Below are 18,657 nucleotides of genomic sequence, written 5' to 3'. Positions count from 1 at the left end.
TTTCACATTCCTATCATTGTTATTACGTTCAAATAGATTGTATATTTTTTCACAAAGTTTAGATATTAGGGAAATGCCTAATTAAACATGTTTAATCCCTAAAAAAGACCATGAATTCGAAATTGAATTCATGGTCTCATTTCATTAGCAAAGTAAATTAAAATAAGAAGTATAGCGTCTTCTAAACTTCAATATATTCAATATGATATTGATTGATTAAATTTTGATAAATGGTTTGTTGTGATGGGTGATATTGCTCATCATAATCTAATAAACATTGTTTCCCTTCTTCATACAGTTCTTCAGCTTTTCTTAAAGCCAGTTCTTTATCACCTTTAATAAGGTATAACGTTGGCATTACATCCTCAGCCATTTTCTCCATATTAAAATTGGATTGATCGATATATTTCACTAACGAACCTAAAATGCAGATACCTGGTTGTCCATCGAAATGCGTTTGACTTAACGTTTCTTCAATCGTACTTAAATAACCTGTCACTACCTGTTGGTTGTAACATGTGGCATTAAATACAATTGCTATAGGGTAGTCTTCGTTTGTGTAAGCTGTAATTTGTTCAATAATATGACCTAATCGTTTAATTCCCATATAAATAGCCAAAGTACCACCGTTAATTAAATTACGAATATCTGTTTCTCGATTGGACGAATCTTTAAAATGACCTGTTGAGAAAGTGACACTTGGTACGATTGATCTCATTGTTAAGCCAGTATTTAATGATGCAACTGCTGCACTCGCTGAAGTCACTCCAGGTACAATCTCATGTTCAATACCATACGCTTTAAGCGTAGTGATTTCTTCAGTTACTCGCCCAAATATTGCTGGATCGCCGCCTTTTAGTCTGATAACGCAATGATATTTTTTAGCCATTTGAACCATTTTCATATTTATTTCGTCTTGTTGAATATGTTTGAAATAAGGTTTCTTGCCTACATCAATCATTTCAGTATGTGGAGGTGCATATTGTAAAATCAATGGGTTAACTAAGCGATCATAGAGAATCACATCAGCGGCTCTAATTAATTTTTCTGCTTTTTTGGTTAGTAAATTAGGATTTCCAGGGCCTGCTCCGACCAGGTAAACCTTGCCCATTGAATCTACAGACATAGATAGACATCTCCATCAATCACTTCAACTTGATATGTGCTCACACATCCTGTATCAGGCTCTTGAACTTCTCCTGAATCCAAATCTATTTTTTGGTCATGCAACGGACAATACACATACTTTCCACTCACTGTTCCTTCTGACAATGGCCCTTGTTTATGCGGACATATATTACTTACAGCGTGAACCTTTCCATCTTCAGTTAAGAAGATGCCGATTTCTTTTTCGTTTACGATAACCTTTTTACCAATAAGAGGCGTTAACGCGTCTATAGTAGTGACTTTTACCTTTTCCATTGCTTTCATTTATTACACCTTCTCAACTTCAAAGATTTTTTGTGCATTGTTATCTTCTACAATAGCTTGCCATGGCTCCATTTCAATTGCTTTTTTAGCTTCCATAATTCGATTGAATAACTCTTGTTGTCTATCTTTATCCAATAAAACTTCTTTAACATTTTCAAAGCCTAAACGGTTGAGCCAAGGTGCTGTTCTTTCTGCATAGATGCCTGTTTCTCTATAATATTGCATGAGCGCACCACATAATTGGATGACTTCATCTTCTGTTTCAACTGTTGTGAGCAATTGTCCCACAGTGACATCAGTGCCACCATTACCTCCAATATAGATTTGGAAACCGTTCTCGACTGATATGACACCAAAGTCTTTGACACCAGACTCAACACAGCTTCTTGGGCAACCTGAAACGCCCATTTTAAACTTATGAGGTGTATCAATATATTCAAATGTTTTTTCAAGTCTAATACCTAAACGTGTTGTATATTGCGTACCAAAGCGGCAAAACTCTTTCCCTACACAACTTTTAACTGAACGTGTTTTTTTACCGTAAGCCGAAGCTGAACGCATGCCTAAATCTTCCCATACTTTAGGTAGTTCTTCTTTTTTCAAACCATATAACCCTACACGTTGTGACCCAGTAACTTTAACTAATGGGACGTTATATTTCTTAGCCACTTCTCCGAGTCTAATTAATTGATCGGCATCAGTCACGCCGCCTCTCATTTGAGGTATCACTGAAAATGTTCCATCATTTTGAATATTGGCATGGTAGCGTTCATTCGCAAAGCGTGATTCTTTCTCATCTTGATGTTCGAATGGATATACCATATTCAAATAGTAATTAATAGCTGGACGACATTTTGGACATCCATTTTTATCTTTGAAATTCAGAACATGTCTGACTTCTTTGGATGTTTTAAGTCCTTTAGCTCTAATTTGTGTTACGATCTGATCTCTAGTTAAATCTGTGCAACTACAAATACCTGCAGGCTTCGCAGCAACAAAGTCATCTCCTAAAGTGTATTGAAGTATTTCTCCTATTTGTTTCTTACATTTACCACAAGAATTACCCGCTTTCGTTGATTGCGTTACTTCATCTACTGATGTGAGTCCTTCTTTAGTAATTGCATTAACAATCGTTCCTTTGTCCACACCATTACAACCACATACTGTTTCATCATCAGCCATGTCAGCAACTGACGTACCAGATGCTTCATTTCCTTTGTGTAATAATGACACAAGGGTATAGTCTTCTAATGATTCATGTTTTTTCATCATATTATAAAAACGAGAACCATCGTCTGTATCGCCATATAATACCGCACCTACGACTTGTCCATTGTTTAAATAAACTTTCTTATAGATATTGTCTATACTATTAAAGATTTCAATGCCATGTACTTCTTCATTTTCCACAATTTGACCCGCACTATATAAATCGCAACCTGAAACCTTTAATGAAGTAAACGTTGTAGAACCTTTATAGCCCTTCGTTTCATTATCAGTTAAATAATCAGCTAGTACTTTACCTTGTTCATATAAAGGAGCTACAAGCCCGTATACCTTACCATTATGTTGCGCACATTCACCTATAGCATAAATATGAGCGTCAGACGTTTGTAAGTAATCATTAACTACAATACCTCGCTCAACGTCTAATCCTGCATCTTTAGCAACTTCTGAATAAGGTCTAATGCCTACTGCCATCACAACTAAATCTGTCTCGATGACTCGACCGTCAGCGAGTTGGACAGCTTCAACATCGTCATTTCCTATAATCTTTTTAGTGTTTGCTTGTAATTCAAAATGCATGCCTTGCTTTTCTAAATCTGCTTTAAGCATGTCGGCAGCTTTACGGTCTAATTGCATTTCCATGAGCCATTCAGCAAGGTGTAAAACTGTGACTTCCATACCTTGATCAAGTAAACCTCTAGCACATTCTAAACCAAGTAATCCCCCACCAATTACAATTGCTTTTTTCTTTTTGTTGGCAATATCGATAATTCGTTCAGTATCTTCAATCGTTCTCCAGCCAATCACGCTAGGTAAATCTGAACCTTCAATAGGTAAAACGAACGCTTTTGAACCAGTCGCAAAAATACAAATATCATAATTGACTTCTTTGCCACTTTGCGTCATAACACTTTGAGCTTCTCTATTCACTTTTACAACTGGGTCATCATTAATTAAAGTAATACGATTTTCAGCATACCAATCATAACTATTCATTATTGTTTCTTCTACAGTCATCTTATTCTGTAAAATATTAGATAACATGATGCGGTTATAGTTAGGATAAGGTTCTTTACCAATGACAGTGATGTCATATCGATTTGCATCACGATTGATAATTTCTTCTATCGTTCTGATTCCTGCCATACCATTGCCAATCATTACTAATTTTTGTTTAGACATATATATGCTCCTCTAACATTAAAAATTACTTTACCATCTGTTGCTAAAGGATTGGTAATAAGGTCTAAACTAAGGAAGTAGTGAGTCAAGTAACATTAAACATTCAATTGTTCCAAACGTTCACGAATAATCAATTTTAAAATCGTATCAAAATTGATTGATGGCGTGATATGCAAATCACAATGAATGTCCATTTCTGAAATAAGACGTTTGACTTTATTTACTAAGCGACCATCAAATAAAAATAGAGGCACGATAATCAGGTCGTCATAGTTCTTCGAGATTTCGTCTAAGTCATTTCTAAATGTTAAAACACCATATAACGCTCTAGCGTATACTGGTTGATTTGAATCAATTGTTTTAACAAATTCTTTAAGTTCATCATGTGCCTTCGTAAATCGACCACTTCCGTTACCATGTGCGATAATAACCGTTGCAGCATTTGATGTTTCTTGTAATTTTACGTCAGCAATTCTTTTTTCTACAAGTTTTTTCATATAAGGATGTGTACCAAGTGGTTCACTCATTTCACTCTTTATGTGAGGGTGTTTGACCTTCATTTCTTTCAAAATTTCAGGAATGTCACCGATATAATGCATCGCTCTAAATATGAGTAATGGAACAATTCTAAATCTTGAAACTCCTTTTTCAATCATTTTTTCCATTGTAATCTCTAAATTTTGAGTATCACTTTCTAGAAAGGCCAACTCATAATGGTAGTCTTCATTTTTCAGGAGTGTAGTAATAAATTCTTCTAATGCCCTGTTTTGTTCACCTTTTCTCATACCGTGCGCGACTAATATGTTACCTATCACTATTACCAATCCTTTCAACTGCATTGTATAACAATTTTTCGAATATTTGTGATTATTTTCACATTATTTTAAAAAGTAGGGAATCCCCTTATCCCAAACATGAGGGAATGTCCTCACGAAATTATTTACGTCATTAAATCTGACAAAAATTTTTAATTTTTCATTATAAGTTATATAATCAATATGTTAGCGAATAACAAATATGTCTAAAATTAAAAATAATAATATTTAAAACTATGATTGTTACTAAGTAAAATTAGTGAAGCAAACTACTAGAAACCCTTCTCCATCAAGAACTCACATTTGCTTAACGGAGTATTGATGGCGACACGCCTGCAGGAGTAGCATGTGTCTTGAGACTACAGGCTCAAGCCATGCCCGCGGCAAGGGAGCTAGTCAATACGAAGTATTGGTATCAAAGCATTATCTTTAAAGAGTTGGTTTAGAATTTGTATTTAAAACTATGCTATTTTACTTAACAACATGTATACCGAATAACGGAGATGGGTTATAGAATTGACTTTGTGGACGATTCACTCTTTGATATACACTTGGATCCACTTCTATTTTAGATACATTACATTTTTCTAGAATCTGACAGTCATATGTTGGTCGAGTGTGCTGATTAATATCTATCGCATTTTTTAGATGTTCACTTTCTTTGAGCATTGAAAACTCTAAATCGTTATGCGCATGACTATTCGACAAATCTGATATTTGCGTAAAATTATCTTTTCCATAATCCGCATCAAAATTTAAAAGATGACCGTGTGGTTTCAATACTCTTAACCACTCCTTCATAAGCTTTGGAAGGATTTGTCATTAACCAAGTCACATTGCGAGCAATGACAAGATCAAAGGAGTCATCCGCAAAGTTTAAACCTTCAGCATCCATCACTTTGAATTGAATATGAACGTTTAATTCTTGTGATAAGTTCTGAGCTTGATGAATCATTTCAGGTGAAATATCAATACCAGTCACATCACAATCGTATTTGGAGCATAAAATTGCTAAAAACCCTGCTCCCGTTCCAATATCTAAAATGGTTTGTATACTATCTAGATGAACATAGCGTTCAATTTCGTTAATCCAAAGTTGTGCCTGTTCACTGTGAAGCTCTTCTTTTTTGTGTTGTACGAAAGATTGAGATCGCTTATTCCAGTAGTTGATAATGTTACTTTTAATGTTAGACATATCGTTCTCCTATCACATATTATGTTCATTTATTTATAGAAAGGACTTGTTTTATGAAAAAGTTTATAATTCTTATTGTAATGGTATCTTTTATTTTAGCAAGCTGTGGTAATCATTCAAAAACTGATAAAGATACCTTAAACATCGATATCCCATTAAAGACGAAGTCAATTGCGCCATATGAGACTGATATCCCTGTTAAAGTAGGTGCTTTAGAATCACTTTTCAAAATGTCTAAAGATGGGAAAGTTAAACCTCTATTAGTTAAAAGTTATAAACAAAAATCAGATAGTACATTAGAACTGACTTTAAAAGATAAAATTAAATTCCAAGATGGACGACAATTAACTGGTCAAGCAGTGAAAGAAAGTCTCGAAGAAGGTATGAAGAAAAGTGATTTATTAAAAGGTTCACTACCGATTAAATCAATTGATGCAGATGGTCAAAAAGTCACAATTACAACTAAAGAACCTTATCCTGAATTAAAATCAGAATTGGCGAGTCCATTCGCAGCGATTTACGATGTGAAAGCGAAAAGTAAAGTGAGTGATAAGCCAGTAGGTACAGGACCTTATCAAATAGATAATTACAAACGTTCACAAAAACTTGAACTCTCTAAATTCAAAGATTACTGGCAAGGGAAACCTAAATTGAAGAAAATCAATGTAACTTACCACGAAGATGGTAATACACGTGTAGATAATCTATTGTCAGGCAAATCTGATTTAACGACTGATGTGCCAATAGATCGAATCAATGATGTAAAAAATTCGAAAAAAGCAGAAATCCAAAGTACATCAGGATTTAGAACACATTTACTACTATATAATCATGAAAGTAAAAAGATGAATAAAAATGTTAGAAAAGCATTTGATATGATTATCAATCGTAAAGAAATTGCTAAAGATGTATCTAAAAATTATGCTAAGCCCGCTTCAGGACCTTTCAATCACAGACTTAAAACAGTGGAAAATGGAAAAGTTCAAAATCAAGATATTAAAAAAGCGAAGAAATTATTAGAACAAGAAGGATATACGAAATCTCACCCACTTAAAATCAATATGGTCACTTATGATGGACGCCCAGAATTACCTAAAATTGGCCAAGTTATTCAATCTGAGGCTAAAAAAGCGAATATTGATATTCAATTACGTAATGTAGATGATATTGATGGTTACTTAAAAGATACGAAAGCATGGGATGTGTCCATGTATAGTTATTTAACTGTACCTCGTGGTGATACAGGTTACTTCTTCAATACAGCGTACTTACCAAATGGTGCACTCAACAAAGGTCATTACAACAACAAAGAAGTTACTCAACTTATTAATAAGTTAAATACGACTTTTGGAGAAAAACAACGTGCGTCAGTGACAAATGATATTTTAGAAAAATCTAAAGATGATATACCGAATAGTTATATCACTTATAACAGTCAAATAGATGGTGTAAGCAACAAAGTTCAAAACTTCAACGTTACACCAGAGTCTATATATTTAATTGATTATAAAGTAAGTAAAAAAGAATAATCTCTTAAGTAGAATTTGAGAAATTAATCTTAATTTAAGAGAGTTCCAAAAAATAATAGCAGTAAGAGGATTTCAATTAGAATCTTCTTACTGCTACTTTTATATTCAATACTTCGTATTGTATGGCTTCGCGTTCCTAGGGTGCCGTCTCAGCCTTGGTCTTTAAAGCAATTCTTTGATTTCAATCATTAGAATTGCTTACTTAAGTGCTTCGCACTTAAGTTCATTTTTAAAGAAATCAGGAGTCTCGCCATAAATACTTCGTTTATCTTTTGAGAATAATTCTTTTGAGCCAATCACTCGTTTATATATTATTGATTTAAAATGTGATGGTTTTTTTAATCAATCTTAGCTCAGTTTTTAAAATGGTGGTTGTCCTAGTATTTTCTCTTCAAATCGTTCAGGTATCAATATTTTACGCATAATCACACCTAAATCGCCATCGTCATTCTCATGTTCTGCGTATATTTCATACCCTCTTTTTTTATAGATTTGTAGCAACCAAGGATGTAATCGAGCGGAAGTACCTAATGTGACCGCAGCAGCTTTTAATGTATCTCTTAAGAAATCTTCTTCTACATATTTCAATAATCGACTCCCATACCCCTGTCCATCGTATGCAGGCTTTGTAGCAAACCACCATACGAAAGGATATCCAGATATACTTCTTACACTACCCCATGGATATCTAACAGTGATTGTTGAAATCATTTCATTATCCTTTTCCATCACAAAGGTCGTATTATTCACGATATTTTCTTTGACCATATTTAAATCTGCATTCACTGATGGCCAATCAATGCCTAATTTTCTTAACGGTGTAAAGGCATCATACATTAGTTGATGTAGCGCTTCTGCATCTTCTTCATTTGCTATTCTTATATTTATTTCTGACATATTTTCACTCCCAAACGTTAACAATGAACATGAGTCATAGCCTACCTTGTCGGCTTATCGATGTCCATTAATTGAGCTTATATGATCTAATTAATCTTTTTAAATATGAAGGCGTACTCATGTCATTAGCTGTCATTTTATTATTTTCCAAAAATAAAAGCAGGTTCAAAAAATGAACCTGCTAAAGTTTATTGAGATAAACTGTCACGTTTACCGTTTAAATATGCATACACTAAACCTACGAAAATGCCACCACCGATATAGTTACCAATAAATGCAAAGACAATATTCTTAATGACGTCAATCCATGATAGCGCATCTGCATTAAAGAAAATCATACCAGCGTATAGACCAGCATTAAATACAACGTGTTCGTAGCCCATAAAGACAAAGACGATGACACCACAAGCAATGAAAAATGCTTTGGCTAGTCCTTCTTTAAATTGTAAAGATATAAAAATACCTATGTTGATGAAGAAATTACAAAAAATACCTTTAACTAATATGTTGAGCCATGTCGACTCGACTGTTTTCTTGTGAACGAGTGTAGTTAAACTGTCTGTCATCTCAGGTGTCATCACGTGTGAAAACTTCATTAAGAAGAATAGAATAAATCCACCAATAATATTCCCAATAAAACAGAAAATAAAAATCCAAACGACTTTCTTCATACTTATTACTTTATAGTACCAACCCACTGTTAAATACATAAAATTACTTGTAAGCAACTCAGAGTGAGTAAGCACGACAAGTACAAGTCCCAAACTAAAAGAAATGGCACCCATTAAGTTAATTAATCCATCATTATGTGTAGACGCAAATTGTGTTTTAATTGCGAGCATGAAAACCGTAACAATAGATAGCAAGAACCCAGCCATCATCGATTTTAAGGCATAACGAGTTGGTGTCTTATCCGCCATAACCTCCTTCATTTGAACTTGACCTGCTATGTTGTGAACAATAGCTTTTGTAGCATATGTATCTTCAATGTTTTTCTTATTCTTGAACATATTTACTTTCTCTCCCTACCTCACGCATTTAATGATACTTTTACATTATATTAGTTAGCGCTCGATAAGTGTATATTAAATTTTATTTTCCATAAAAAAAGAACGCCACCCCTACTTTAGAGTGACGTTGAGATCTATTTGCGCTTACGTTGAGCTAAAAAGTGTAAGCAATATGCAAATATGCCGTATCCGAGTGCTGTTCTTAAAATAAATCTTAATGCCTTATTAGATACGCAATTAGAAGTAACTAACATTGTGGATATGCCAGTAGTTAATGTGTAAAGTCCCAATACTTTCAAATATCTTTGTTTCATCATATATACCTCTCTTGCATGATATTTTCTTAATTCTAATTATATATGATATAAGACTTTTTGACTCTGACATATTTATGACATTATTTCTCTAATAGCGCTTCTAAATTGTCTAAGGTACCGTTCATGCCTTGTTCCACACCCATATCTAAAGCTTGTTGAGCAGCATCTTGTGTTGGGAAAACAGATGTAGAAGTTACAGTTGTCTTACCATTACTCTCTTTAAAATCCATTAAAATTTGCATACCTGGCATAGATGTATCTTTCTCTCCTTGTGGCGTTGCAAAATAATCTAAGTATTCAAGGCGATGTGGCTTTTGTACTTTCTGATATTCCGTAATTGTATAACTTGTCATATTCGGTGCTTTAATTGCGAAAAATGCTTTTCCACCCTCAACAGCATTAAATTGATACACTTCTACAGAAGCACCTTCAGGATAAAACCACTGCTCGAAAAGTTCTTTCTGAGTATATGTATCAAATACTTTATTCGCCGGTGCATTAAATGTTCTAGAAAAAATAATTCTGTTCTTTTCTTTTTTTATTGGCATAATTAACCCTCACATTTTATCTCTGTTTTATTAGTGTCTTTATCGTAACAGAAATACATTTTAAAAGGTATTAAGAGCCCTCAATCATTCGACTGAGGACTCAATGTCGTATTGCTATTTTGTTTTTGTATTGTTTGATAAAGCTTTATCTATATTTTTAATATTTTCTTTCATTAATGATTGATATGATAAATCTTTATCATTTTGTTGATCTTTATTTAAAGATTCCATGTTGTAAAATTTGAGTGGTTGCGCATCTGTTTCTTTACGGAGTGTTTCTGTCACTTTATTCGCAACGTTATCTTCATAAAGAATATATTTCGCTTTACTATCTTTGATTTCTTTAACAATTTGAGTTAATTCTTTCTGTGATGGATCCTCAGCATTCATATTTTGAATACCTTCTTGTTTGAATCCATATCTATGTGCTAAATAACCCATTGATTCATGTGAAATGAATACGGTATGGTTCTTTTTGTCTTTAGTGACCTTTTTCATATCTTTATCTAAATCACTAAGTTGTTTGTATAATTTTTTATAATTGTTTTCATATTCTTTTTTATGTTTAGGGTCTTTTTTAACTAACGTATCTTTGATTTCTTTAGCAAATGTTTGATCCATCTTAGGATCTAACCAGATATGCGGGTCATATTCTCCGTGGTGATGATGTTCGTGTTCCTCATGCCCCTCATGCTCTTCACCGTGATGATGGTGGTCAGGAAGTAAACTTGATTTGTCTAATTTATCTTGAAGAGAAAGTTTTTTGTTCTTATCTTTGATTGTGCTAGCAACCTTTTTAGCGACTGGATCTAAATCGTCACCAGTATAGACAAATAAATCTGCCTTACTCGCATTTAATATATCTTTTTGAGTAGGCTCATAACTATGTAAATCCGTACCTGCTGGATAAATTGATTTCACATCAACATGCTTTCCACCTATTTGTTCTGCAAAAGATTGAAGTGGGTATACTGTCGTGTTAATAGTGACTTTCCCATCTTGCTTTTTGTTATCATCATTTCCACACGCTGTTAAAATTACAGCAAATAAAGGGATAATGAATAATAAACTTAATACCTTTTTCATAAACAGCCTCCTAAATAGTAATTATTACGATTTAAAAGTATAAACCTAACTTCACTAAATTACAAGGTGTTTTTCAAAAAAGTATGATTGATATCTATTTGAATGGTAAAAAAGTCCTTCAAAATGAATCAAAATAAAATAATGGCCCCTATAATGAATTTATAACATTCACTATAGAGGCCAATTAAAATCAATACTTTGTTCTTTTATTAAAATACGTTTGTCTCTTCTTTTTAAGATAGTATTATTTGTCTTTCAATAATGTTTCATAACTACTGAAATGGTATGGGTCTTTAACTTTTTTACCTTCAATAAATACTGTTGGTGTTTGTTTAATATGATGTTCCTTACCTATTTGTTTATCTTTATCAGCAGCTTTCCATGATTCAGAATCTTTAGTTTTATAGTCTTTTTTAATTTTATCTTTACTATGTTGACTTATATTTAATTTATCAATTTGTTGATCTACTAATTTATGAGTGATCCATTGTTTATCTTCATCTTGTTGTTGTTCAAACATTAACTTTTGAAATTGGAGTGAATACTTAGGTGCATAGTGATTGACTGCATGTTGTGCCCTAGAACCTATAATAGAATCCTTTCCCAAAAAGGCTAAATTCACATATTGGAATTTTACTTTATCTTTATCAATATAGTTGTTCTTTAATTTAGGCATCACATTGTCTTCTACTTTCTTACAATATGGACATTTAAAATCACCATACATCACTATGAGTGGCTTTCCATTTTGTACATCATTAGTAGAACTAGGTTGCTTTGAACATCCAAACAATAGAATAATAGTTATGACACTCATTAATCCAATTACTTTTTTCATTGGTGCTCCTTCTTGCTAAAACGCGATTATTTCATATTCTCTTCTTTATAGTCAGGTTCATGCGATTGGTAATAACCTTTTGAATTAAAGTTTTCTTTGTAATGTGCCTTTTTACCTTTAAACTCATAAGTATAATAATGAACTTCTGCATCATCACTTAATGGTTTATAAGCTAGAATGACATATTTCCCTTTATTAAAAACATAGATATTTGCATCTTTTTTATCAAAATGTTTGACTTCATCGCCTGAATCGTTTTTAGCAATTTTTTCTTGTTTTTTGTCTTGCATTTTCACAGCTTTATCAATTTTATCTGTGTATTTACTACTACTGCAACCTGCTAACAATACTGCGATTACAGCTAAAGAAACTGCCAATTTCTTCAAACTACTCACTCCTGCCTCTCTACTTATTCTAATTAGTAGAAAATTAAATTACCGTGAAAGTCTATACATTATACATTCATTGAATTCCTTTTCAAAAATGAGCAATGCTAGAATCTCACTCTTTCATTATAAATTCTATCATATAACGAATAGAGCTACGATGCTAGTTATTCTTAATTTTATGATTTTATTAAGATTATTTAAGTTGGGGTAAATTTATCTCATACAAAAGTATGACGTTATTATTTGTGTTATTATATGTAATGATGCCTTTAGTTTGGTAAAATAGATAAATCATGACAATATTGATAACGAAATCGACATAGAGGGGAAGATTGATGATGAAATTTGTTAACTTGACATCTGAAGAATTTGATCGATTTACTTCAGAAAACTTTTCTCATTATACACAATCCAGTATACATTATAATAACCGTAATAAAATGAAAGGTGACGTTCATCTTGTGGGAGTTAAGGATGACAATGATAAAGTCATTGCTGCTTGTCTTTTAACAGAAGCACGTTCACTTAAATTCTTTAAATATTTCTACACACATAGAGGTCCAGTGATGGATTATCGCAACTTGACATTAGTTCGTTTCTTCTTCAAATCCCTCACAGATTATTTGAAAAAGCGCAACTGTTTATATGTACTTGTTGACCCTTACTTGTTAGAAAACTTAAGAAATGCTGAAGGTGAAATTATCGAATCATTTGATAATCGACCTTTCATTAAAACGTTAGAAGACTTAGGTTATAAACACCAAGGCTATACAGTTGGTTACGATACGATGAGCCAAATTCGCTGGTTATCCGTTCTAAATCTTAAAGATAAATCCGAAGATCAGTTATTGAAAGAAATGGATTATCAAACTCGCCGTAACATTAAGAAAACATATGAAATGGGCGTCCAAGTTAAAACACTTCCTATCGAAGAAACTGATACGTTCTTTGAACTCTTCCAAATGGCCGAAGAGAAACATGGTTTCAAATTCCGTGAAAAACCATATTTCGAAGATATGCAAAAAACATATGAAGACCATGCAATGCTTAAACTTGCTTACATTGACTTACAAGATTATTTAAATACGTTACAAGACAAACATAAAGAATTAGAAAAGCAACTTAAAGAGGTTGAACAAACACTTGAAGAGAATCCTAATTCTAAGAAAAATAAGACAAAACATACTCAAGTTAAACAACAATTTGATAGTAATGAACGTAAAATCAAACAGACTAAAGAAAAAATTGATGAAGAAGGACAAGTACTGAACTTAGCTGCAGCATTGTATATTTATAATGATCATGAAGTATATTATCTTTCAAGTGGTTCAAACCCTAAATATAATGCGTATATGGGAGCTTATCGTTTACAATGGGAAATGATTAAGTTCGCAAAAGAACATAACATTGATCGATATAATTTCTATGGTATTACTGGGGACTTTAGTGAAGATGCTGAAGATGCAGGTGTTCAAAAGTTCAAAGAAGGCTTTAATGCTGATGTTTATGAATATATCGGTGACTTTATCAAACCGATTAAACCTATTTTCTATAAAGTAAAAGAAACACTAGAAAACCGTAAATAATAGAAGTTGTGTTGTTGAGACATTAACTAGATTATAATATCACTTCGTATTGACCAGCTCCCTTGCCGCGGGCATGGCTTGAGCCTGTAGTCTCAAGACTCATGCTATTCCTGCAGGCGTGTCGCCATCAATACTACTTGATTCTTTTGAGAATATATTTTAGTCTCAACCTTTTACACTGCCCTCAAGGTCTCTGACTTTGGGGGCAGTTTTTATATACAGTCATATTTATGATTAAACTAATTTTATTTTTAAAGCTACAACGCCGTGATTTAATTCATCATTTTGATTGTAAATTTTATAAATACTAGCTACTTTTTGTGCTAGCGAAACATTATCACTATAACCGAGATCATCATTATCATAATAATTAAATAACTGTTGGAAAGTATCGAAAACTCTTTTTTCTAACACTTTTACTTTCAGTTTTTTCTCAGGTGATTCTATATTTGTAAAGACTATCGTGTCTCCTATTTTAATTGATTGTCTTTTTTCATCATTTAATCTTATTTCTATCGTCTTTCTATTGTTGCGAACCGCTTCAAATGGCTCAACATAGAGTTTCATCGAGTGCTCCATTCTTTCACTCCTCAAACTGTTCTTTTTTGAAAAATTAAATTACACCTATTCTAACACAAAATAGCCATGTAAACGTCTAATTCACGTCTACATGGCTACCTCTACTATTCTTCGTTAATTACATTTAAAAAGCGTTTTAATTCTTCAGTTTTAGGATGATTAAATAATTCATCTGGTGCGCCTTGTTCTGCGATTACACCTTCATGAATAAAGACTGTTTGATTTGAAACTTCTCGAGCAAAGCGCATTTCATGTGTAACAATGACCATTGTCATACCTTCATCAGCTAGTTCTTTAATCACCTTTAACACATCATTTACTAACTCTGGGTCAAGTGCTGATGTAGGTTCATCGAAAAGCATGACTTTAGGATTCATAGCTAACGCTCGAGCAATGGCTACACGTTGCTGTTGCCCTCCTGATAATGCATGAGGACGTTGATCTTTAACGTGCACTAAACCTACCTTTTCCAATAGTTCCATTGCTTTACTTTTAGCTTCAGCTTTTTGCATTTTCTTAACTGTAACAAGACCTTCCATCACATTCTCTAATGCGGATTTGTGTGGAAATAAATTATAACTCTGGAAGACCATACCAGATTGTTGACGCACTTCGATTTGTGATTTTTTATCCTTTTCAGTATAGGTTTTACCGTTTACAAACACTGAACCTTGAGTTGGTATTTCTAATGCATTCATCATACGTAGTAAGGTCGTCTTTCCTGAGCCTGAACGTCCTATTAATGTCACAACTTCACCTTTATCGACTGTTAAATCGATACCTTTAATCACTTCTGTATCATTAAAAGACTTATGGATATTTTTTAATTCAATCATGAGCGATACCCTCTTTCAATGCGTGATTCATACCATCCTTGAATAATAGAGATGATAAAGCATACAACCCAATACATGATAGCTACAAGAATATATATTGTTAAATATTCATACGAAGTTGAAGCTACTTCCTGAGCCTTTCTGAACATTTCAGCTACAAGAATAAATCCTAATAATGATGTATCCTTGATTAACCCTAAAAATGTATTACCTAATGCAGGGATAGAAACACGTATCGCTTGTGGTAGAATAATACGCTGAACTGTTTGGCGATAATTCATTCCGATTGAATATGCCGCTTCAGTTTGTCCCTTCGGAATTGAAATAATACCTCCACGAATAATTTCAGATGCATAAGCGCCTACATTGAATGACAATCCTATAATTGCTGCTACAACTGGTGCTAATGTCCATTGATTATCCGCATCATTGGTAATAAGTCTTCCAAGCTCTGGTATACCATAAAATATAATAAATAACTGAACAATCATTGGTGTACCTCGAATGATTGAAACATAAACGCGTGCGATACCTCTTAAAATTTTACTTGTTGAAATACGCATCAATGCAGTAAACAAGGCAATAATAAGTCCTAATATAAATGTAACTATAGTAATAGGGATTGAGTATTTCACCAATCCCTCTAACATTGGACCAAATGCTTGTTTTGCTGCATCTAAAGCGTGTTGTTGTTCACTATTTAGACTTAGAAACATCTTGACCAAACCATTTCTTACCTATTTTAGCTAATTCACCATTGTCTCTAATTTTCTTAAGACCTTCGTTGAATTTTTGAACTGTTTTATCGTCTACTTTTTTAGAAAATGCGAAAGCTGATTTGTTTTGTTCAGCATTACCTTTAATTGCTTTAATCTTAGCATTAGGCTTTTGTTTCTTATAATCTAAATAAGAAAGACTATCATTGAATGTACCATCAACGCGTTTTGATAATAATAAATCCATTGATTGGTTAAAACCATCAACTTTAGTAATGTCAGCACCTTTATCTTTAGCTAACTGACCATAATTTGAAGTAAATGTTTGTGCTAGCTTTTTACCTTTAACATCATTAAATGATTTAATATCTTTCTCATTATCACGAACGACTAATACTGCACTTGAGTATGTGTAAGGATCTGAGAATTTATATTTCTTCTCTCTGTCTTTATTGACACCAACTTGGTTAGCGATAACATCGAAACGTCCTGCATCTAATCCAGCGAACATTGAATCCCATGATGTTTCATTGAATTTCAATTTCAAATTCTCTGCTTTAGCTACGGCTTTGATGACATCAATATCGTAACCTGTTAATTGGTCTTTTTTATTGTGGAAAGTGAATGGTGCATATGTACCTTCAGTACCTACACGTAATGTATTATCATCTTTGCTGCTTGATTTACCATCTTTATTACTTGAAGAATCGTTATTGCCACATGCGGCTAACACGAAAACTAATGCGATAACGCAAAATAAAAGTCTCTTCATTTATCTAAACCCCTTATTCTTATTATTCTAATCGGAATAAAAATATTTTATCCTTTAAAATTATAATAGTCAATAAGAAGTTCTTTTATATCAAGTGTTCAGAATGTTCTAATATATTTTTTATACTCAAAAACACGCACGCATGTTTACTCTTGAGTCTTAGATTTGGAAGTTTTCTTAATCATAAATGTACATAGGAAACTAATAACTGTAATAATAACCGCAAATAAAAATCCAGCATGGTAACCATGAAGCATCGTATCAATTTTAATTTGACCAATTATTTCTTGTTTATTCATACCTTTATAGTCACTCATTTTAGGTGAAAAATGTTGACTCGCCTGACTCAAGATTGTAATTAAACCTGCCGTACCAATTGAACCGGAAATTTGTTGGACTGTATTCGTCATGGAAGATCCATGTGCGTTCATTTCTGGTGTTAATTGATTCATCGTATGTGTCATGACTGGCATTAATCCTAAAGCAATACCTATCATACGAATCGCATAAACGGTTGCTAACATAATTGTTGATGTATGTTCATCCATCACTACGAAATAAGAGGTTGTGATAATCACGATTAACATACCGATGATAGCTAATGGCTTGGCACCAAACTTTTCATACATAGCACCAGAAGTCATAGACATCACTGCCATGACAATCGCACCAGGTAAAAGTATAAGTCCTGAATCAAGTGCAGACTCATTTAATAGGTTTTGAACAAACATCGGTAGTACTGTTTCTGAACCAATCATGGAAATCATCGTTACTGCCATGATTAATAATCCTATAGCAAATTGTTTATTTTTAAATACTCCGAAATTAAGTAATGGCGTTTCAAGATGAGATTGTCTCCAAATAAATAATGCTACGAGTATGATACCGCCAATAATTGTTGTTATGACAATTGGATCATCCCATCCATCGTGTGAAATCGAACTTGTACCATATAATAGACCACCAAATCCAAAGACAGATAATATAATCGAAATGATATCAATAGGCACTTTCACGTTTGTGCCAACATTTTTAACGGTAAATAAAGCAATGATAAATGTGATTGCCGCAATAGGTGCAACGACATGGAATAACGATCTCCAGTTAAAATACTCCACTAAATAACCTGATAGCGTAGGACCTATCGCAGGCGCTAAACCAATGACAAGTCCGAAGATACCCATGTATTTACCACGTTCATGTGGTTCGAAAATATCAAGAATGGTTGTCATCATTAATGGCATCATAATTCCCGAACCTAAGGCTTGAATAATTCTTGCGAATAATAAAATTGTAAAATTAGGACTGAAACCTCCGACAATTGTTCCTATAAAGAAAATCAGAATTCCCGTTAAGAACACTTGTCTTGTTGTAAAGCGTTGAATGACTAAAGCTGACAATGGAATGACTACCCCATTCGTGAGTAGAAACGCTGTCGTTAGCCATTGTACTTGGGAATATTGGATATGAAAATCTTTCATAATACTTGGTAATGCAGTTGTTAATAGTGTCTCATTTAATAATCCAAAGAATCCACCAAGTAACATTGTAATAATCATGACTAACTTGGTTTTTAAAGACATGATTATCCCTCCTTTTTATAAATTATCAATTAGATATTTGCCTATTATACATATTTTGAGTGCATCAATCATATAATTGACTCATTTTACTACTGAAAATAACTTCAAAAATTGTTAGTGC

The 18,657-nt window shown here is 33.1% G+C and carries 19 protein-coding genes and 1 pseudogene; 2 read left to right on the top strand and 18 right to left on the bottom strand.

The window, feature by feature from the left end:
- Positions 1–181: 181 nt before the first annotated feature.
- The 6 genes from cobA to JMUB898_RS12745 form a co-directional block, all read right to left on the bottom strand.
- On the bottom strand, positions 182–1,126 hold the full coding sequence (cobA, locus tag JMUB898_RS02785; protein ID WP_002444048.1) for a uroporphyrinogen-III C-methyltransferase: 945 nt from the start codon (positions 1,124–1,126) through the stop codon (positions 182–184).
- Positions 1,117–1,431 carry a nitrite reductase small subunit NirD gene (gene nirD, locus JMUB898_RS02780; RefSeq protein ID WP_002444050.1) on the bottom strand — a complete coding sequence of 105 codons (315 nt, stop codon included), beginning with the start codon at positions 1,429–1,431 and terminating at the stop codon, positions 1,117–1,119. The genes cobA and nirD overlap by 10 nt, the downstream gene beginning before the upstream one ends.
- A gap of 3 nt (positions 1,432–1,434) precedes the next feature.
- Complete coding sequence (gene nirB, locus JMUB898_RS02775; protein WP_044466786.1) at positions 1,435–3,840, bottom strand: nitrite reductase large subunit NirB; 2,406 nt, start codon at positions 3,838–3,840, stop codon at positions 1,435–1,437.
- A 95-nt stretch (positions 3,841–3,935) separates the two neighbouring features.
- Positions 3,936–4,655: a sirohydrochlorin chelatase gene (locus JMUB898_RS02770; protein ID WP_037541640.1), complete on the bottom strand. Its 720-nt coding sequence runs from the start codon at positions 4,653–4,655 to the stop codon at positions 3,936–3,938.
- 471 nt (positions 4,656–5,126) lie between these two features.
- The gene (locus JMUB898_RS12750) at positions 5,127–5,435 is read right to left on the bottom strand and encodes a hypothetical protein (RefSeq protein ID WP_232019006.1); all 309 of its coding nucleotides are present in this window, start codon (positions 5,433–5,435) and stop codon (positions 5,127–5,129) included.
- Entirely contained in the window at positions 5,404–5,850 is a 447-nt protein-coding gene (locus JMUB898_RS12745; RefSeq protein WP_232019005.1) for a class I SAM-dependent methyltransferase, read from the bottom strand. The genes JMUB898_RS12750 and JMUB898_RS12745 overlap by 32 nt, the downstream gene beginning before the upstream one ends.
- A gap of 53 nt (positions 5,851–5,903) precedes the next feature.
- On the opposite strand from JMUB898_RS12745, the gene nikA reads away from it, so the two are divergent.
- Positions 5,904–7,379, top strand: coding sequence for a nickel ABC transporter substrate-binding protein (gene nikA, locus JMUB898_RS02760; RefSeq protein ID WP_002444059.1), 1,476 nt, complete (start codon positions 5,904–5,906; stop codon positions 7,377–7,379).
- Positions 7,380–7,739: 360 nt separating this feature from the next.
- Here the strand turns inward: nikA and JMUB898_RS02755 are convergent, their stop codons facing one another.
- The 7 genes and pseudogenes from JMUB898_RS02755 to JMUB898_RS02725 form a co-directional block, all read right to left on the bottom strand.
- Positions 7,740–8,276 (bottom strand): GNAT family N-acetyltransferase, encoded by a 537-nt coding sequence (locus tag JMUB898_RS02755; protein ID WP_002444061.1) that lies wholly within the window; start codon positions 8,274–8,276, stop codon positions 7,740–7,742.
- A gap of 188 nt (positions 8,277–8,464) precedes the next feature.
- The gene (locus tag JMUB898_RS02750; protein WP_002444063.1) at positions 8,465–9,286 is read right to left on the bottom strand and encodes a formate/nitrite transporter family protein; all 822 of its coding nucleotides are present in this window, start codon (positions 9,284–9,286) and stop codon (positions 8,465–8,467) included.
- A gap of 134 nt (positions 9,287–9,420) precedes the next feature.
- Positions 9,421–9,603, bottom strand: a complete 183-nt coding sequence (locus tag JMUB898_RS02745) for a hypothetical protein (protein ID WP_370444535.1) — start codon at positions 9,601–9,603, stop codon at positions 9,421–9,423.
- Between the two features lie 80 nt (positions 9,604–9,683).
- Positions 9,684–10,151 carry an SRPBCC family protein gene (locus tag JMUB898_RS02740; RefSeq protein WP_002444064.1) on the bottom strand — a complete coding sequence of 156 codons (468 nt, stop codon included), beginning with the start codon at positions 10,149–10,151 and terminating at the stop codon, positions 9,684–9,686.
- 117 nt (positions 10,152–10,268) lie between these two features.
- Positions 10,269–11,237: pseudogene (locus JMUB898_RS02735) on the bottom strand (metal ABC transporter solute-binding protein, Zn/Mn family); the annotation flags it as partial.
- 244 nt (positions 11,238–11,481) lie between these two features.
- On the bottom strand, positions 11,482–12,075 hold the full coding sequence (locus JMUB898_RS02730) for a DsbA family protein (protein WP_002444066.1): 594 nt from the start codon (positions 12,073–12,075) through the stop codon (positions 11,482–11,484).
- 26 nt (positions 12,076–12,101) lie between these two features.
- Positions 12,102–12,461: a DUF4467 domain-containing protein gene (locus tag JMUB898_RS02725; protein WP_037541642.1), complete on the bottom strand. Its 360-nt coding sequence runs from the start codon at positions 12,459–12,461 to the stop codon at positions 12,102–12,104.
- A gap of 341 nt (positions 12,462–12,802) precedes the next feature.
- On the opposite strand from JMUB898_RS02725, the gene JMUB898_RS02720 reads away from it, so the two are divergent.
- A complete protein-coding gene (locus JMUB898_RS02720) occupies positions 12,803–14,050 on the top strand; it encodes an aminoacyltransferase (protein ID WP_037541806.1) in 1,248 nt (415 codons plus the stop codon).
- A gap of 234 nt (positions 14,051–14,284) precedes the next feature.
- On the opposite strand, the gene JMUB898_RS02715 is transcribed toward JMUB898_RS02720, so the two are convergent.
- The 5 genes from JMUB898_RS02715 to JMUB898_RS02695 form a co-directional block, all read right to left on the bottom strand.
- A complete protein-coding gene (locus tag JMUB898_RS02715; protein ID WP_002444069.1) occupies positions 14,285–14,629 on the bottom strand; it encodes an ASCH domain-containing protein in 345 nt (114 codons plus the stop codon).
- A 104-nt stretch (positions 14,630–14,733) separates the two neighbouring features.
- Complete coding sequence (locus JMUB898_RS02710) at positions 14,734–15,465, bottom strand: amino acid ABC transporter ATP-binding protein (RefSeq protein ID WP_002444070.1); 732 nt, start codon at positions 15,463–15,465, stop codon at positions 14,734–14,736.
- Positions 15,462–16,181 (bottom strand): amino acid ABC transporter permease, encoded by a 720-nt coding sequence (locus JMUB898_RS02705; protein WP_002444072.1) that lies wholly within the window; start codon positions 16,179–16,181, stop codon positions 15,462–15,464. The genes JMUB898_RS02710 and JMUB898_RS02705 overlap by 4 nt, the downstream gene beginning before the upstream one ends.
- Complete coding sequence (locus tag JMUB898_RS02700; RefSeq protein ID WP_002444075.1) at positions 16,162–16,953, bottom strand: transporter substrate-binding domain-containing protein; 792 nt, start codon at positions 16,951–16,953, stop codon at positions 16,162–16,164. Before JMUB898_RS02700 ends, JMUB898_RS02705 begins: the two co-directional genes overlap by 20 nt.
- A 146-nt stretch (positions 16,954–17,099) precedes the next feature.
- Positions 17,100–18,536 (bottom strand): MDR family MFS transporter, encoded by a 1,437-nt coding sequence (locus tag JMUB898_RS02695; protein WP_002444077.1) that lies wholly within the window; start codon positions 18,534–18,536, stop codon positions 17,100–17,102.
- Positions 18,537–18,657: the final 121 nt, after the last annotated feature.

The organism is Staphylococcus caprae, assembly GCF_003966625.1.
Classification (GTDB): domain Bacteria; phylum Bacillota; class Bacilli; order Staphylococcales; family Staphylococcaceae; genus Staphylococcus; species Staphylococcus caprae.
This window is presented reverse-complemented; position numbering and strand designations above follow the sequence as displayed.

Excerpts from the sequence above, each read along its gene's own strand:
- JMUB898_RS02740 (WP_002444064.1), bottom strand. The coding sequence starts at position 10,151 with ATGCCAATAAAAAAAGAAAAGAACAGAATTATTTTTTCTAGAACATTT.
- cobA (WP_002444048.1), bottom strand. The coding sequence starts at position 1,126 with ATGTCTGTAGATTCAATGGGCAAGGTTTACCTGGTCGGAGCAGGCCCT.
- JMUB898_RS02710 (WP_002444070.1), bottom strand. The coding sequence starts at position 15,465 with ATGATTGAATTAAAAAATATCCATAAGTCTTTTAATGATACAGAAGTG.
- JMUB898_RS02705 (WP_002444072.1), bottom strand. The coding sequence starts at position 16,181 with ATGTTTCTAAGTCTAAATAGTGAACAACAACACGCTTTAGATGCAGCA.
- JMUB898_RS02745 (WP_370444535.1), bottom strand. The coding sequence starts at position 9,603 with ATGATGAAACAAAGATATTTGAAAGTATTGGGACTTTACACATTAACT.
- JMUB898_RS02700 (WP_002444075.1), bottom strand. The coding sequence starts at position 16,953 with ATGAAGAGACTTTTATTTTGCGTTATCGCATTAGTTTTCGTGTTAGCC.
- JMUB898_RS12745 (WP_232019005.1), bottom strand. The coding sequence starts at position 5,850 with ATGTCTAACATTAAAAGTAACATTATCAACTACTGGAATAAGCGATCT.
- JMUB898_RS02750 (WP_002444063.1), bottom strand. The coding sequence starts at position 9,286 with ATGTTCAAGAATAAGAAAAACATTGAAGATACATATGCTACAAAAGCT.
- nirB (WP_044466786.1), bottom strand. The coding sequence starts at position 3,840 with ATGTCTAAACAAAAATTAGTAATGATTGGCAATGGTATGGCAGGAATC.
- JMUB898_RS02755 (WP_002444061.1), bottom strand. The coding sequence starts at position 8,276 with ATGTCAGAAATAAATATAAGAATAGCAAATGAAGAAGATGCAGAAGCG.
- JMUB898_RS02715 (WP_002444069.1), bottom strand. The coding sequence starts at position 14,629 with ATGGAGCACTCGATGAAACTCTATGTTGAGCCATTTGAAGCGGTTCGC.
- JMUB898_RS02695 (WP_002444077.1), bottom strand. The coding sequence starts at position 18,536 with ATGTCTTTAAAAACCAAGTTAGTCATGATTATTACAATGTTACTTGGT.
- nirD (WP_002444050.1), bottom strand. The coding sequence starts at position 1,431 with ATGAAAGCAATGGAAAAGGTAAAAGTCACTACTATAGACGCGTTAACG.
- nikA (WP_002444059.1), top strand. The coding sequence starts at position 5,904 with ATGAAAAAGTTTATAATTCTTATTGTAATGGTATCTTTTATTTTAGCA.
- JMUB898_RS02730 (WP_002444066.1), bottom strand. The coding sequence starts at position 12,075 with ATGAAAAAAGTAATTGGATTAATGAGTGTCATAACTATTATTCTATTG.
- JMUB898_RS02720 (WP_037541806.1), top strand. The coding sequence starts at position 12,803 with ATGAAATTTGTTAACTTGACATCTGAAGAATTTGATCGATTTACTTCA.